Source organism: Phyllobacterium myrsinacearum, assembly GCF_014138285.1.
In the GTDB taxonomy this organism is placed as follows: Bacteria; Pseudomonadota; Alphaproteobacteria; order Rhizobiales; family Rhizobiaceae; genus Phyllobacterium; species Phyllobacterium myrsinacearum_A.
On the sequence record NZ_JACGXN010000012.1, the window covers coordinates 51,905 to 66,665 of the forward strand.

At 58.6% G+C, this 14,761-nt stretch carries 15 protein-coding genes; 7 read left to right on the plus strand and 8 right to left on the minus strand.

Going from position 1 to position 14,761, the window contains the following annotated elements; genetic code table 11:
* The first annotated feature begins 101 nt into the window (after positions 1 to 101).
* The 4 genes from FHW16_RS23745 (at position 102) to FHW16_RS23760 (ending at position 4,055) form a co-directional block, all read left to right on the plus strand.
* Positions 102 to 1,292: an amidase gene (locus tag FHW16_RS23745; RefSeq protein ID WP_182551770.1), complete on the plus strand. Its 1,191-nt coding sequence runs from the start codon at positions 102 to 104 to the stop codon at positions 1,290 to 1,292.
* A gap of 1 nt (position 1,293) precedes the next feature.
* Complete coding sequence (locus FHW16_RS23750; RefSeq protein ID WP_182551771.1) at positions 1,294 to 2,193, plus strand: LysR family transcriptional regulator; 900 nt, start codon at positions 1,294 to 1,296, stop codon at positions 2,191 to 2,193.
* A 112-nt stretch (positions 2,194 to 2,305) separates the two neighbouring features.
* The gene (locus FHW16_RS23755) at positions 2,306 to 2,920 is read left to right on the plus strand and encodes a DUF1007 family protein (protein ID WP_246711931.1); all 615 of its coding nucleotides are present in this window, start codon (positions 2,306 to 2,308) and stop codon (positions 2,918 to 2,920) included.
* Between the two features lie 4 nt (positions 2,921 to 2,924).
* On the plus strand, positions 2,925 to 4,055 hold the full coding sequence (locus tag FHW16_RS23760; protein WP_182551773.1) for a nickel/cobalt transporter: 1,131 nt from the start codon (positions 2,925 to 2,927) through the stop codon (positions 4,053 to 4,055).
* Between the two features lie 200 nt (positions 4,056 to 4,255).
* Here the strand turns inward: FHW16_RS23760 and FHW16_RS23765 are convergent, their stop codons facing one another.
* Entirely contained in the window at positions 4,256 to 4,462 is a 207-nt protein-coding gene (locus FHW16_RS23765; protein ID WP_182551836.1) for a hypothetical protein, read from the minus strand.
* A 67-nt stretch (positions 4,463 to 4,529) separates the two neighbouring features.
* Positions 4,530 to 5,204, minus strand: coding sequence for a GNAT family N-acetyltransferase (locus FHW16_RS23770; RefSeq protein WP_182551774.1), 675 nt, complete (start codon positions 5,202 to 5,204; stop codon positions 4,530 to 4,532).
* Between the two features lie 91 nt (positions 5,205 to 5,295).
* On the opposite strand from FHW16_RS23770, the gene FHW16_RS23775 reads away from it, so the two are divergent.
* Complete coding sequence (locus FHW16_RS23775; protein ID WP_182551775.1) at positions 5,296 to 6,465, plus strand: pyridoxal phosphate-dependent aminotransferase; 1,170 nt, start codon at positions 5,296 to 5,298, stop codon at positions 6,463 to 6,465.
* A 4-nt stretch (positions 6,466 to 6,469) separates the two neighbouring features.
* Here the strand turns inward: FHW16_RS23775 and modC are convergent, their stop codons facing one another.
* From modC to FHW16_RS23800, 5 genes are all read right to left on the minus strand, one after another.
* The gene (modC, locus tag FHW16_RS23780; RefSeq protein WP_246711926.1) at positions 6,470 to 7,546 is read right to left on the minus strand and encodes a molybdenum ABC transporter ATP-binding protein; all 1,077 of its coding nucleotides are present in this window, start codon (positions 7,544 to 7,546) and stop codon (positions 6,470 to 6,472) included.
* Positions 7,543 to 8,232 (minus strand): molybdate ABC transporter permease subunit, encoded by a 690-nt coding sequence (modB, locus tag FHW16_RS23785; RefSeq protein ID WP_432652082.1) that lies wholly within the window; start codon positions 8,230 to 8,232, stop codon positions 7,543 to 7,545. The genes modC and modB overlap by 4 nt, the downstream gene beginning before the upstream one ends.
* Positions 8,229 to 8,981 (minus strand): molybdate ABC transporter substrate-binding protein, encoded by a 753-nt coding sequence (gene modA, locus FHW16_RS23790; RefSeq protein WP_182551777.1) that lies wholly within the window; start codon positions 8,979 to 8,981, stop codon positions 8,229 to 8,231. The genes modB and modA overlap by 4 nt, the downstream gene beginning before the upstream one ends.
* Positions 8,982 to 9,260: 279 nt before the next feature.
* Positions 9,261 to 9,977 (minus strand): tellurite resistance TerB family protein, encoded by a 717-nt coding sequence (locus tag FHW16_RS23795; RefSeq protein WP_182551778.1) that lies wholly within the window; start codon positions 9,975 to 9,977, stop codon positions 9,261 to 9,263.
* 87 nt (positions 9,978 to 10,064) lie between these two features.
* Positions 10,065 to 10,994, minus strand: a complete 930-nt coding sequence (locus FHW16_RS23800; protein WP_182551779.1) for a rhodanese-related sulfurtransferase — start codon at positions 10,992 to 10,994, stop codon at positions 10,065 to 10,067.
* A 335-nt stretch (positions 10,995 to 11,329) separates the two neighbouring features.
* On the opposite strand from FHW16_RS23800, the gene FHW16_RS23805 reads away from it, so the two are divergent.
* Both FHW16_RS23805 and FHW16_RS23810 read left to right on the plus strand, forming a co-directional pair.
* Positions 11,330 to 11,962 carry an N-acetylmuramidase family protein gene (locus FHW16_RS23805; protein WP_182551780.1) on the plus strand — a complete coding sequence of 211 codons (633 nt, stop codon included), beginning with the start codon at positions 11,330 to 11,332 and terminating at the stop codon, positions 11,960 to 11,962.
* A gap of 38 nt (positions 11,963 to 12,000) precedes the next feature.
* Entirely contained in the window at positions 12,001 to 12,642 is a 642-nt protein-coding gene (locus FHW16_RS23810) for a 2-dehydro-3-deoxy-phosphogluconate aldolase (RefSeq protein ID WP_182551781.1), read from the plus strand.
* Between the two features lie 106 nt (positions 12,643 to 12,748).
* On the opposite strand, the gene FHW16_RS23815 is transcribed toward FHW16_RS23810, so the two are convergent.
* Positions 12,749 to 14,623, minus strand: a complete 1,875-nt coding sequence (locus FHW16_RS23815) for a DUF882 domain-containing protein (protein ID WP_182551838.1) — start codon at positions 14,621 to 14,623, stop codon at positions 12,749 to 12,751.
* Positions 14,624 to 14,761: the final 138 nt, after the last annotated feature.

Consider the following 14,761-nt stretch of genomic DNA (forward strand, 5'->3'; position numbering starts at 1 on the left):
TATAAGTCTAAACTTGTGTCCAATCAATGACAAATCTCGCATCTGCGAATTTTTTTTATTCATTGAACAAAGGGGGCCAAATCACATAGAATTATTGAACGATGAGCACCATTTCACCCCTGAATGCCCTGCTGGATCTGCCTTTTCGGGCCTTTCCAGCCGTGGAAGGTCCGCTGAGCGGCCATACCCTTGCCGTCAAGGACATTTTCGATGTCGCGGGGTTGCCGACCCAATGTGGCAATCCTGAGAAAAATCACGAATCAGCCGCAAGTATTACCGCGCCTTCCATACAAAAATTGCTGGATTCAGGCGCCCGGTTCATCGGCAAGACGCAGACCGATGAGCTTGCCTTCTCTCTGATGGGTCAAAACAGCCATTATCCCTTTCCGGTCAATCCGAGGGCGCCGGACCGGGTAACCGGCGGATCATCCTCAGGGTCCGCATCGGCGGTCGCGGGCGCACTTGCCGATATCGCCATCGGATCGGACACCGGCGGCTCGATACGCGCACCGGCAAGCTTTTGCGGACTGATCGGCCTGCGCACGACCCATGGCCGCATATCCCTTTCCGGCGCCATGCCGCTCGCCCCCTCGCTCGATACGTTCGGCTGGTTCGCCCGCGACATGGCTGTCTACGAGAAAGTCGGCGCTATCCTGCTCGGGCCCGACGCGCAGAACTTCAAGCTCAATCGCCCGCTCTTTATCCCGCTTCTGGAACATTACCTGCTCGGTGAGGCGGAAGACACGGCGTTTCGCTCCATGTACGGCGCGGTTGCCTCCCATCTCGGCCATGCAAAATCCGCCCGCCAGTCAACGGCCTCCATGGACGATCTTTATCTCTGCTTCCGGCAGATACAGGGATTCGAGGCCTGGGCTGCCCATGGCATCTGGATATCGGAAAAGGATCGCCATCTCGGCCCCGGCGTGAAAGAGCGCTTCGAGTATGGCTCGACCATTGATGCCGCGACCTACGCAACGCAGACAAATCGCCGGGACCTCTTTCGCAGCGAACTTGCCGATGTGCTGAAAGACGATGGCGTCATGGTTTTGCCGACCGTTCCCGGTGCTGCACCCATGGTCGGTTCCACATTCGATGAGCTGCAGGCCTACCGGGAACGTGCATTGCGATTGCTTTGCCTCTCCGGCCTCTCCGGCTTTCCGCAAATCACCTTGCCGCTCGGCGAGGTCCATGGCGCGCCGTTCGGTATTTCCCTGCTGGGCCCCAAGGGCAGCGACAGCGCCCTCATCCGACTCGGCAGCGCCATTCTGTCAGCCGCCGAAAGAAGGAACTGACATGGATACACTCACCCGGATGCGCGCCTATATCGATGTGGTGGAGGCGGAAGGGTTTTCCGCCGCCGCCCGAAAGATCGGCCGGTCAAAGGCGCTGCTGTCCAAATATGTCCGCGAACTGGAAGACGAGCTGGGCGCACTGCTGCTCAATCGCACGACCCGGCAGTTTTCGCTGACCGAGGCCGGGCATACCTACTACCAGCGCGCCAGCGAAATTCTGCGCGAAGTCGAAAGCCTGCAGGAAACGGTGCGCGAATCGAACAGCGACATCAAAGGCCGGATAAAGATCTCAGCACCGCGTACATTCGCCGACGCGGATATCGGCCAATGCCTGATCGATTTCTGTATCGAGCAGCCCGATATTGTTCTCGATGTGCGTCTGGATGACCGGTTTGTCGATCTGGTCGAAGAAGGCTTCGATCTTGCCATCCGCATTACCCGCCTGCAGGATTCGTCGCTCATTGCCAAACGCATCGCCCCCTTCGGCACTCTGCTTTGTGCCTCTCCCGATCTGATTGAACGGGTCGGGCGGCCAACCCGTCCCGAACAGCTGGCGTCTTTGCCCTGTATCATCGACACCAACAACCGCTCGCGCAACAACTGGCAATTTTACAATGATAGCGGCCCGACGATTTCGGTGCAGGTGTCCGGACGGATGGAAATCAACAGCCCGCTTTCAACCCGCCGCGCGGTCCTGGCTGGGCTGGGTTTCGGTTCGATGCCGGATTTCATCGCCAAACCCGATATCGAGAGCGGCCGGCTGGTCAGTGTTCTCGACGAGTATTCCCTGCGCGATGGCGGCATTTTCGCGGTTTATCCGCACCGCCGCTACCTCCCGGCAAAAGTGCGCGTGCTTGTGGATTACCTCGCCAAATGGTTCAAGGACAACCGCAAGGCGTGAATATGTTATATCGTCCCAATTTCGACACGTTCGGAATGTCCTTTGCGCTGAGTATACGGGCGGCATGATGCATCAAAGATTCGCGATTTTCGTCGCAACCCTCGCTAACGGAATGTTGATCGCCACGCCGGCGTATGTGCATCCTCACGTCTTTGCCGAAGCCCGGCTCGACATCACGATCAATCCGGATGGAACTGTTCAGAAACTCGGTCATGTCTGGCGTTTCGACGACCTTTTCTCCAGCACCGTTCTCGTCGAATTCGACAAGAACGGCGACCTGAAGCTCGATGACAAGGAGCTGGCGGAACTCGGCAATACGATCAATTCGTCGATCTCGGAGTTTGATTATTTCCAGTCCGTGACACTCGACAACAAAAAGGTGTCGATGGCCCCCCCGGAGCACCTGATCGCGGATTTCCAGAACAACCAGTTGCTTATTATATTCGAGAGCAAACCGAAGCAGCCCCTGAAGCTCGGCGGGGTGACCAGTTTCGGTGTTTATGATCCGACGTTTTACACGGCGATCGACTACGTCAACGATACGGATATCCACGTCAATGGAATGCCCGCCAGTTGCAAATCCAAAGTCGTGCGGCCCAATCCGGATGAAGCCATTGCTGCCAATCAGGCCACGCTGACGGATTCTTTCTTTAATGACCCGACTGGGACTAATATGTCGAAAATCTTCGCCACCCGGCTGGAAATAGACTGCCCGGCAAAAGGATAAGATGATGCGGAAAACAACCCTCGTTTGTGCCTTGGTTCTCGCAGCGCTGTTTGGCGGCCACGCATTGGCGCAGACCTCGTCGCTGGGTATCGGCTCGAACGAGGTGGCCATGCAACCCACTGGGCCCTTTGCCGAAATCATCCTCTGGATCAATCTCCAGCAGCGTAATTTCTACCTCGCCATGACCCATGCGCTCAAAGCCATGCGCGAAGATCCCTGGCAGGCTTCCGTCCTTGTCGGACTGTCCTTCCTCTACGGCATTCTGCATGCGGTTGGTCCGGGTCACGGCAAGGCGGTGATTTCCTCCTACATGCTGGCCAATGAAACCACGCTGAAGCGTGGTATCCTGCTCTCTTTCGCCTCCTCCATGCTGCAGGCAATCACGGCGCTGTTCATCGTCGGCCTCGCCTGGCTTGTGCTGCGTGGCACCACCGTGTCGATGAACGACGCGGCCCGTTACATGGAAATCGCCAGCTTTGTCCTGATCATCGCCTTCGGCCTTTCCCTGCTCTGGCGCAAGCTGCCGCTCCTGTTTGGCCCGCGCGTCGCCCATCTCATGCCGGAAAAGCACGATCACGGCTCTGTTCTGACCGATCACCATCACGATCATCATCACAGCCATGATGACGATTGCGGTTGCGGGCATGATCATCATGACCACACGCATGATCACGGCCACAGCCACAGCCATACAGCACGCGCGCCCGTTGCCCATCTGCATAGTCACGCCCATCACGACCATTCACATGCCGCAGGCGAGGTCTGCGCCACCTGCGGCCACTCGCACGCGCCAGATCCGGCTATGCTTGGCGGCGAATTCAACTGGAAGACCGCATGGTCGGCCATCGTTGCCGTCGGCCTGCGCCCGTGCTCCGGCGCGCTGATCGTGCTGACATTCTCCTTGCTGAACGGACTGATGCTCGGCGGCGTGCTCTCGGTGTTCGCCATGGCCTTCGGCACGTTCATCACCGTTGCAGCTCTCGCTACGCTGGCAGTCACCGCCAAGAATGTTGCGTTGAAGATTTCCGGCGGCGGCGCGCTTTCAACCCGTGTCCAGAACACGATCGAAGTCGGCGGTGCGCTGTTTATCGTGCTGGTCGGCGTGCTGCTTTTGACAGCAGCAATCCGTTTTTAGGGGAAGCCAGGGAACTTTTGCAATCGCATGGTGCGTGGTTCGACAAGCTCACCATGAGGGAGAGCGAGGATTGCAGGGAGTCAAGTTTTTAAAGATTGCTCATGCCGCAATGTTTCCGATTGGCTTTACAGCACCACTCTCCCTCACGGTGAGCTTGTTGAACCACGAACCACGCACACCCAAGCAACTGCAGAGGTGCCCTAATCCTTGCGGCGCTGGCTCCGGCCACGCAACCAGAACACCAGAAAAAAACCGACCACAAACACAGCGGCAAAAATACCTGCCAGCACCGGCGAGTGGGCACCCAGCGCAAGCATCATGGTGGGCATGTAGAACGCGGCAAACCCGAAACCGAGCATGATACAGGCTGCGGCGATGGCAGCATTGCGGGTTTTGGGATCACTCACGGTCATGGTCTTTCCTAGGGTACAACAGTCGCAGCCTTTTTAGCCCCGTTACGCCCGAACGCAAGCACTACATCGAGCGGAAGTCCTCGAGCCGCTTGATCTGCGCTCCATCTGCATCGAAATTATCAGGCGAAAGCCATGCCTGATAGGCGGCTTTCAGGGTCGGCCATTCGCTGTCGATGATCGAAAACCACGCCGTGTCGCGGTTCTGACCTTTCTGCACCATGTGCTGGCGGAAGATGCCCTCAAAGGTGAAACCGAAACGCTCCGCCGCGCGCTTGGACGGCTCGTTGGCGTTGTTGCATTTCCACTCGTAGCGGCGATATCCGAGTGTATCGAAAATGTAGGATGCAAAGAGATACTGCGCCTCAGTCGCCGCCGGTTTGCGGGAAATCAGCGGTCCCCAATAGATGTTGCCGATTTCGATGACGCCGAATGTCGGATCGATCCGCATCAGGGTCTGCCGCCCCGCAACCTTGCCGGACTTCTTGTCGATGACCGCAAAGAACAGCGGATCCTTGCTGGCCGAGACTTTTTCAAGCCATGCATCGAATGCCGGACGATCACCCGCCGCCGTTTCGAACAGGTAGCGGAAACGATCTCCCGCATCTGCCACGCTCGACGCCTCGTACAGCCCGTCGCCATGTCTGGCGGCATCCAGCGGCTCAAGGGTGACATAGCGTCCTTCGATCGTTTCGCGGGCAGGGAGAGGGCGCGGTGTCCAGTCTTTGAGATCAGTCATGTTAGCGGACCTGTTTTGCATATGAGTATTTGACTCCATACAATCGGAACCGCACAAAGCAGAAGACATAAATTGTGTGTGAGACAAGATAATGCTGCATACCATCTCCGGTTTCGACCGTATCGGCGAAGAAAATGCCTTTGCCGTTCTCGCCCGCGCCACCGCACTCGCCTCGCAGGGCAAGGACATCATCAATCTCGGCATCGGCCAGCCGGATTTCAAAACACCCGGCCATATCGTTGAAGCCGCCATCAAAGCGCTCAGGGACGGCCACCATGGCTATACGCCTGCAACTGGGCTGCTTGCCGCCCGCGAGGCAGTGGTGCGCCGTACACTCACCACGACGGGCGTAGAGGTCTCGCCGGAGAACGTCATCATCGTTCCTGGCGGCAAGGTGACCATGTTCGCGGCGATCCTGATTTTCGGTGAACCCGGCGCGGAAATTCTTTACCCCGATCCCGGCTTCCCGATCTATCGCTCGATGATCGAATTCACCGGTGCCACTCCGGTTCCCGTGCCGATCCGCGAGGAGAATGCCTTTGCCTTTTCCGCCGAAGAAACGCTTGCCCTGATCACACCCAAAACGCGATTGCTGATCCTCAATTCACCGGCCAATCCGACAGGCGGTGTTACCCCGAAAACCGAGATTGAAAAGCTGGTCAAGGGACTGGAGGCCCATCCGCATGTCGCCATCATGTCCGATGAGATTTACGACGTCATGACCTATGACGGCGAGGAACATTGCTCGCTCCTGACCTTCCCTTCGATCCGTGACCGGCTGATTGTGCTCAACGGCTGGTCCAAGACGTGGGCAATGACCGGCTGGCGCATGGGCTGGTCGATCTGGCCGGACAGTCTCTACGACAAGGTACGCAAGCTCGCGGTCAACTGCTGGTCCTGCGTCAATGCTCCGAGCCAGTTTGCCGGTATCGCCGCCATTGACGGGCCGCAGGATGATGTCGAGAAAATGTGCCGTGCCTTCGACAGCCGCCGCAAGATCGTCGTCGATGGTCTCAACAGCCTGCCCGGCATCAGCTGTGCCACGCCGAAGGGCGCATTCTATGCGTTCCCCAACATCAAGCAGACGGGATGGCCGGCCAAGCAGCTGGCGGCGGCATTGCTGGATGAGGCGGGCGTTGCCCTGATCGGCGGCCCGGATTTCGGCATTCTTGGCGAAGGCTATATCCGGCTTTCCTACGCCAATTCGGAGGAAAACATCCTGCGCGCTATCGAGCGCATCGAGCGGTTCCTTTCCAAATAGGCGATCAGCCGCGCATCACGCCGCGATCCACCGATGCAGCCTTCACCAGGGCGAAGACATTCTCGCCCTGCTTGAGTGCAAGTTCACTGGCCGACTTGCGCGTCAGCCGTGCAACGATGGTCTGGCCGCCAATGTCGAGGCTGAGATCACAGTCAGGCCCGTCATTGGTCTCTATACCGGTAATGCGCGCGGGCAGGATGTTGCGAACGCTGATGGCATCAGGCAGCGTGCGGGCAATCGAGACATCCCGCGCCCGTATCCGCAACCGCAGCTTTGTTCCTGCCGCAAAGCCAAGCTTGGCGATCTGGAACGGCTGCCCGCCAATATCGAGCGACGTCAGCCCGAAAGCATCGTCGCTTGCCGTAACCACACCTGTCACCAGCGCTCCGGCATCGTCATGACTTCCAAGCCGGGAGAAGATCGTCTCGGCCGGTCCGCTCGCTGTCACTTGGCCTGCCTGCAGAAGCACGATCTCGTCCGCCAGCCGCGCCACCTCGTCAACCTCGTGGCTGACATAGAGGATCGGTAGTTTCGTCTCATCGCGCAGGGTTTCAAGGAAGGGCAGGATTTCCTGACGCCGGGAATGGTCGAGCGATGACAGGGGCTCATCCATCAGAAGCAATGCCGGATTGGACAGCAACGCCCGACCGATCGCGACGCGCTGCCGTTCTCCGCCCGACAATGTTGCCGGTGCGCGTTGCTGCAGATGGCCGAGCCCGAGCAGGGCAACCACCCTGTCATAGGACAGGCCCGCGCTGCGCCGTCCGGCCCAACGCGCATAGGTCAGGTTGTTCTTGACCGAGAGATGCGGAAACAGCCGCGCATCCTGGAAGACATAACCGATCCGGCGCTGTTCCGGCGGGAGATAGATGCCATTCGTGCTGTCGAACAGCACGTGGTCCCGGATAGCAATCCGGCCTTTCACCGGGCGCGTCACCCCGGCAATCATTTTGAGAAGTGTTGTCTTGCCCGCACCGGATTCACCGAACAGCGCCGTGACACCGCTGCCAGCGGTAAACGCAGCGGCGATGGGGAACGACCCCACCTGCCCTTCAACGGAAACAAACAGCGTATCGCTCATGTCCTGCCTCCGCTGAGGCGGCGTTGCAACCATTCCGACGCAACAACCGCGACAATTGAAATCACGACCGAGACGAGAATGAGACGCAGGGCGGCGGCATCACCGGCCGGGCTCTGCAGCAGCGAATAGATCGCAAGGGACAAGGTCTGTGTCTCGCCGGGAATATTGGAAACGAAGGTGATCGTCGCCCCGAATTCGCCCAGTGCCTTGGCAAAGCCCAGCACGGCACCGGCGAGAATGCCCGGCAGCAAAAGCGGCAGCGTCACCGTAAAGAACACCACGATGCGCCCGGCTCCAAGGGAGCGTGCCGCTTCCTCAAGGCCACGATCAAGGCTTTCAATGGAAAGCCGCATGGGCCGCACCAACAGAGGAAACGCCATCACGCCAGCCGCCAGCGCAGCACCAGTCCAGCGGAAGGAAAAGGTCAGTCCGAATACGTCGTTGAAAAAGCCGCCCAGCGTGCCGCGCGCGCCGAACCATACCAACAGCAGATATCCCGTCACCACGGGCGGGATGACCAGCGGCATGGTGATCAGCGCCTGCAGCAGGCTTTTACCCCAGAAGGAAAAGCGTGCGAGAATCCACGCGATGATAAAGGCAAAAGGCAGGGCGACGAGGATCGCAACCAGCGCGACCCTCAGCGACAGAAGAACAATGGCCCATTCTGTCTCACCCAGCACGATCAGCCTGCCTTGTCGGAGGCGCCGACGAAGCCTTTCGACTTGATGATCTCCTGGCCTTCATCGCTGGCGAGGAAGTCGAGGAATGCCTTGCCTTCAGCCGAAGCTTCCTTGCCGACCAGTGCAGCCGGATAGAGAATTGGCTTGTGGGTCGAACCGGCGAAACGATAGGCCTCCACGAGATCAGGTGCCGCGGTATGGTCCGATGCATAGACGATGGCCGCATTGGCCTCACCACGGCTGACGAATTCCAGTGCAGCGCGCACATTCTCGGTAAAGACAGCATTCTTGCTGACCTCATCCCAAATTTTAAGCGTTTCCAGCGCACTCTTGCCATACTTGCCGGCAGGAACATTGCTGGGATCCCCCATGGCGAAGCGCCCGGCCTTCAGAATGGCTGCCGCGTCACCCTTATCCTTCTTGGTCAGGATAACAAGTGCATTGCCCGCAACGATCTTGCGTGACGGCTTGTCGATGAGGTTGCGCTGCTCAAGATAATCCATCCAGTCAAGATCGGCTGAAATGAAGATATTCGCAGGCGCGCCCTGCTCGATCTGCTTGGCCAGGACCGATGAAGCCGCGAACGAGGATGTCACTTTCGTGCCGGTCTTTGCTTCGAATTTGGCAGCCGCCTGCTCGATCACTTCCTTCATGCTTGCAGCCGCAAACACCGTTACTTTTTCGGCAGCATAGGCACCATTGATGCCCGTCAGCGCCGCCAGAACCATAAAGCCCAGAATGAGAATTTTTTTCATGAGGTCCACCCCTGTCCAGGAATCCATGACGGTCTCATACCGGCCATGAATCCAGTTGCATTATACAGACATGATGGTGGGTCCGAACAAAGCGCACGCCACCCGGACGCTCTCTAAACCCTTGACGCAGCGGCAGCCATCGGCACTGCCAGAATGTACTGAAAGAGCCCTCGGCCCCGAGTCAGAACGCGTCAAACTAGACTGGAGTTGTTTGTCTTGTCGAGAGACAAAACACCCGCCTGTCAGGGCGGGTGTTTTCGATGTTCGTTCCGGTCGCCGTTACGCCTGGGGTATCGGCGCTTTCACATTGGCGATCGTCGCCTCGATGTGATCGACAAGATTATCAGGCAGGTTGAGACGGCCAGCCAGAAGATCAAGATAGCCGCGTTCTGCGCGGGTCTTCGCCTCGATGGCGAGACGCGATGCCGTATAGAGTTCCACTTTTTGCGCATCGGTCACCGCGGCGGCAACCAGTGCATCCACGTTCACAGGCGCATTGAGTTCCGTGGCCAGGAATTCCTGCGTATCGCTGTTCATGCCGGACAGCGAGAGCTTTTCGGCGATGCGTGCACGCTCCGCATCATCCACGTGACCGTCAGCGCGGGCAGCGGCAATCATGGCGCGGACCAATACAAGCGCGAACTCGTGTTCACCCTGCGGCGCTGTAGCGGGATGGAAACTTGAATCATCAGGTGGCGGCAGCAATTCCGGCTGGTCGGTCTTTGCCGTTTCCGCCGGTGCCTTGCCCGACTGGTAGTTCTGATAAGCTTTGTAGGCGAGCCCTGCCACAGCAGCAAGGCCACCGAGCTTCAGGGCGCCGCCGGCGACTCCCCGGCCGGTACTTGTGCCCAGCAACACCGCTGCCAGAGCGCCTGCAGCCAGCGGATTGTCCTTGGCCATTTGTGTTGCCTTGCCGGCCGTATCTCGAACGGAGGTTCCAGTTCCGGGAACACTGCTTCCCAGAAAATCATCAAGAATCTTCTTCGGGTCGAACATGCAAATCTCCTCATGGCTGCACGAATGCGTTCCGACCTAGTTAGGGTCGGCATCGCGTCATTGCAATGACAGACGGATTTTTTGTGATCAGGAACCGATGTGATGCTTTTCGCCGCGCAGTTTGGCGAGTTTCACCTGTTTTTGCCGTTCAGCAAAGCGCGCACGGTCTTCTTCGGTGCGTTCGTGATAGCATTTCGGGCAGGAAACGCCTTCCGCAAACAGCGGGGACAATTTGTCCTCGGGAGCAATCGGATTGCGGCAGGCGTGGCAAAGCTCCGCCTCGCCTTCCACCAGACCATGGCCGACCGATACACGCTCGTCAAAGACGAAACATTCGCCTTCCCAGCGGCTTTCCTCAGCCGGTACGTCCTCGAGATATTTGAGGATGCCGCCCTTCAGGTGGAAAACATCGTCAAAGCCGAGCCCCTTGACGAAGGCCGTCGCCTTTTCGCAGCGGATACCGCCGGTGCAGAACATGGCGATCTTCTTGCCTTCAAGCTCTTCCCGGTGATTTTCCACCCATTGCGGAAACTCGCGAAACGTCTTTGTCTGCGGATCGACCGCATTGGCAAAGGTGCCGATCGCCGTCTCATAATCATTGCGCGTATCGATGACGATCGTATCGGGATCGGAGATCAGCGCGTTCCAGTCCTGTGCCGGGACATAGGTGCCGACACTCTGGAGCGGGTCAATGTCCTCGACACCCATGGTGACGATTTCCTTTTTCAAGCGCACTTTCATGCGCTTGAACGGCATTTCGCCCGCATAGGAATATTTCAGTTCCATGCCCGCAATGGCAGGCTCCGCTTCGAGGAACGCAACCAGCTTGTCGATGGCTTCAACCGATCCGGCCACCGTGCCGTTGATGCCTTCGGCAGCCAGCAGCAGCGTGCCCTTGATGCCTGAGCCGCAGCACAGTTGCGCCAGCGGCTCCTGCAGCGACTGATAGTGCTCCAGGCGGGCAAAACGATAGAGTGCTGCCACTTTGAAGGGCAAGTTTGCTGTATGATCGGTCATGATCCCCTGCAACTACTGCTCCCAAGCGATGATTTCAAGAGTTTTGCTTCGGGACCGGGGATTTATGGACCCTGATGCAGGACGCCGGGGCAACTGCATGACCATTGTGGCATGGTTCGACAAGCTCACCATGAGGGAGATGGGTTAGCTGCAAAGCTAGCCACTGGCGTTGCAGAATAGAACTCCCTGCAATCCTCACTTTCCCTCATGGTGAGCTTGTCGAACCACGAACACAGACATGCAGTCCTTTGAACAGACTCTGAATCAACTTATCCACCACCCGCCAAAGCGTCCGATAATTCCACGTGTACAGGCCGATTCACGAGGGACAGGATATGTTTTCACAGCAGGATATACGCGACATTCAGGATGAGGCGAAGCGGTCCGGAATTGAGCCGGCAGTGCTTCTAGCGGTGGCGCAGGTGGAGAGCGGCGGCGTCTGCCTCTACAGGATTGGCGACCGCAACGAGCCCTCGATCCGCTTCGAAGGGCACTACTTCGATCAGCGGCTTTCAGGCGACCAGCGGCAGAACGCACGCATCAAGGGCCTTGCAAGCCCCGTGGCCGGGGTGATCCGCAACCCGCTATCCCAGTCGCGGCGCTGGCAACTGCTGGAGGCGGCTGCCGCCATCAACCGGCAGGCTGCCTATGAGTCCACATCCTGGGGTATAGGTCAGGTCATGGGAGCCCACTGGAAATGGCTTGGATATGATACCGTCGACACGCTGGTGACAGAGGCGCGCGGTTCGTTGAAAGGGCAGCTGCACCTGATGATCTGTTTCATCGAGAAGAGCGGTCTTGCCGCCGCATTGGCACGGCATGACTGGAAGAAATTTGCGCGTGCCTATAATGGACCAAAGTTCACACAAAACCGTTATGATACGAAATTGTCACTGGCCTGGCGCCGGTATGCCGCGGCTGAAACCAATCATACGACAGCAACCGGTGGACAAAGCGGTCGCGTATGACTAAATCGATTGAACCCATAAACAGCGGAGAGTTTGACATGGCCCAGAAGATCGATTTGCTATTACCCGTTCTGAAAGGCCAGCCGGTTATTCCGGTCATTCTCGTCCACAACGTCGCCGATGCGGTGCCTCTGGCCCGTGCGCTGGCTGCCGGTGGTCTTCCGGCCATCGAAATCACATTGCGCACGCCTGCCGCGCTCGACGCGATCCGCGCCGTTGCCAATGAAGTGCCTGAAGCCATCGTCGGCGCCGGCACCATTCTCAATGCACGCCAGTACGAAGAAGCCAGCGCCGCCGGATCGCGCTTCATCGTCAGCCCCGGCGCCACACCGCAGCTTTTGAAGGCCGCAAGTGCCGGCAAGGTTCCCCTGCTGCCCGGCGCCATCACACCAGCAGAAATCATGACCCTGCGGGAAGAAGGCTATACGATGCTGAAGTTCTTCCCGGCGGAACAGGCAGGCGGTGCGCCCTTCCTCAAATCCCTGTCTTCGCCCTTTGCAGGAATCCAGTTCTGCCCGACGGGCGGTATCGGTGCCGCCAATGCAAAAACCTATCTTGATCTGCCGAACGTTGTGTGTGTCGGCGGCTCATGGGTCGCACCCGATAATCTTGTACAGGCTGGGAACTGGGACGAAATCACCCGGCTCGCGGCCGAAGCCGCCAAACTGGCAAAGGCATAGGACGCTTCTCCACTGCATTCGCCGGCTCGCGGGCATCAAAGAACTCAAGAAAAAGGGCGGCTCCGAAACGGGCCGCCCTTTTTCTTGGATCATATCTGACAGGCAATCAGTTGGTTGCCGTAAACTTTGCAATCGACAGGAAGGTAACAGCCTTGCCCGTGAACTTGTTGGCATCGGATACTGGCAGTGCCTGCTGGAAGCCGGCCGTGTAGACAGTCGTCGGAGCCGCACGCATTGCTTCGTTGCGCAGGACTGCCGGTTCAACATTCGGCGACGTATCGGCAACCTGCTGGTTCGACAATGCGCGATCCGACACATCCGAGGATACCTGGATGGCCTTGGCACCCTGATTCTGGGCCTGACGGCGCGGCTTGGATGTCTTGCTGGTCGTGATCACACCGCTGTCCAGCATGGCAACCGGATCGGCAGAGCCACCGGCATCCAGCATCGTGCGGCGCAGCGAAGGCTGAGGCTCGGCAGAGGCCATCTGCGTGTTCTGTGCCGGTGCAGGCTTGTTGCGGACAACGCGGCCGCCGGTGGTCGCAGGCAGGTTCGGCATGGCTTGCGCCGGCTGTACCGTTGCAACGGCGGGTGCCTTGCCATGAGTCGCATCGGACTGTTTGATGATCGTTTCCAGATCATCATTCGGTACCGGAATGACATCATGCTCGGGGGCAGCGGCGACTTCGGCGGCAGGCATGGCCGGACGCGGGTTCGGCACAACCGATGCAACCATCATGTCGCTGTGCTTCGGACCGGTCTGCGGTTTGTCAAAGGGAACAGGAACCAGCGCATTGACCATTTCCGGCTGAGCGGGTGCCGGCTCGCTGGCAGGCGTGTTCACATTGGCAGCGATCATATCACGGATAGCGCTTGCACTGTCGGTCGGACGCGGTGTCGGCAGAGCGGCCACAACGGTCGACTGATCTTCCGCCAGCGCATTAAGTGTGGCCGGAGCGCCTGCTTCCGGTGTCGGCGCATAATCTGGACGGCGCAATGGTACAGGAACGGCAAATGCCAGCGCAGCATTGTCTTCCGGACCAGCAACAACCGGCTCCTCAGGACGTGGCGCATTGAGAGGCGCTGGTGCATTGCGCGTCGGCAATGAAGGCGTGATCGGCGCAGCTGCAGGTGCAGACTGTCCAACGGCAACACCGGGCAACGCGCCGCCTTCGTCATCATCCGAAGCAGCTGCCGCGGGCGCAGCACGTGCTACAGTGCGCGACGGGGTTGGGGCTGAAGCCACGGCAACGCCGCCTTCGCTGGAATCCTCCTCGTCGTCGGCTCCACCGCCGCCGCCAAAGAGCAGACCGAACAGGGTCTTGCCGCGACGGCCGGAGCTGGACGAATTGCTTGCAACCTGAATGGAACCGCCACTGCGCTTGCGCGATTCATAGGCGGCAACGGCCTGCTCATATCCGGGCAACGGCTTGCCGTCTGCCGGAATGTGCATTGTCTTGCCATCCGGGAATACGGCGAGCAGTTCGCGGCGGCTCATGCGCGGCCACATGCGGACATTGCCGACATCCGTGTGCACGAAAGGTGAGCCTGACGTAGGGTAGTAACCAACGCCGCCAGCCTGGAACTTCAGCGCGGTAACGCGCAGTGTCGATAGTTTCACACCCGGAAGATACCAGTCCATTGCCTTGCCAAGCATGTGCTGGCTTTTCTGGGCGACGCCGCGGCTGCGCGAGCGCAGCATGGAATTGGTAGCGGGAGAACGGTAGGCGGAAACCACATGGATATAATCCGAACCGCCAACACTCTGGTAAACCTGCCAGACCAGATCGAACAGGCGGGGATCCATGTTCGTAGGCTCGTTGCGGCGCCAGTCACGCAGGAAGCGATTGAGCTTGTTCAGGCCGTCCTGCTGATACCGTCCATTCTTCTTGAACGTGATTTCAGCACGCTCTTTCGTATGGATGAAATAGAGCTTGAGAGTGCGTGTCTCCGCGGAAGCCTGAGCCGATGCAAAGAGCATCGAGCCGAAGACCATGAGGAACACAAACCAGCTGGCGCGTACAAAAGAACCTGCCGTTGATTTGCCGTTCTGTGCATGAATCATGTTTGACAATGTCGTCCCAACCTTGACCGTTTTTCCAGTCCCCGAATATCTGGA

Bases quoted from the DNA above. Each gene is read 5' to 3' on its own strand.
- FHW16_RS23745 (WP_182551770.1), top strand. From the start codon at position 102: ATGAGCACCATTTCACCCCTGAATGCCCTGCTGGATCTGCCTTTTCGG.
- FHW16_RS23750 (WP_182551771.1), top strand. From the start codon at position 1,294: ATGGATACACTCACCCGGATGCGCGCCTATATCGATGTGGTGGAGGCG.
- FHW16_RS23755 (WP_246711931.1), top strand. From the start codon at position 2,306: ATGTTGATCGCCACGCCGGCGTATGTGCATCCTCACGTCTTTGCCGAA.
- FHW16_RS23760 (WP_182551773.1), top strand. From the start codon at position 2,925: ATGCGGAAAACAACCCTCGTTTGTGCCTTGGTTCTCGCAGCGCTGTTT.
- FHW16_RS23770 (WP_182551774.1), bottom strand. From the start codon at position 5,204: ATGACTGATCTCAAAGACTGGACACCGCGCCCTCTCCCTGCCCGCGAA.
- FHW16_RS23775 (WP_182551775.1), top strand. From the start codon at position 5,296: ATGCTGCATACCATCTCCGGTTTCGACCGTATCGGCGAAGAAAATGCC.
- modC (WP_246711926.1), bottom strand. From the start codon at position 7,546: ATGAGCGATACGCTGTTTGTTTCCGTTGAAGGGCAGGTGGGGTCGTTC.
- modA (WP_182551777.1), bottom strand. From the start codon at position 8,981: ATGAAAAAAATTCTCATTCTGGGCTTTATGGTTCTGGCGGCGCTGACG.
- FHW16_RS23795 (WP_182551778.1), bottom strand. From the start codon at position 9,977: ATGTTCGACCCGAAGAAGATTCTTGATGATTTTCTGGGAAGCAGTGTT.
- FHW16_RS23800 (WP_182551779.1), bottom strand. From the start codon at position 10,994: ATGACCGATCATACAGCAAACTTGCCCTTCAAAGTGGCAGCACTCTAT.
- FHW16_RS23805 (WP_182551780.1), top strand. From the start codon at position 11,330: ATGTTTTCACAGCAGGATATACGCGACATTCAGGATGAGGCGAAGCGG.
- FHW16_RS23810 (WP_182551781.1), top strand. From the start codon at position 12,001: ATGGCCCAGAAGATCGATTTGCTATTACCCGTTCTGAAAGGCCAGCCG.
- FHW16_RS23815 (WP_182551838.1), bottom strand. From the start codon at position 14,623: ATGCTCTTTGCATCGGCTCAGGCTTCCGCGGAGACACGCACTCTCAAG.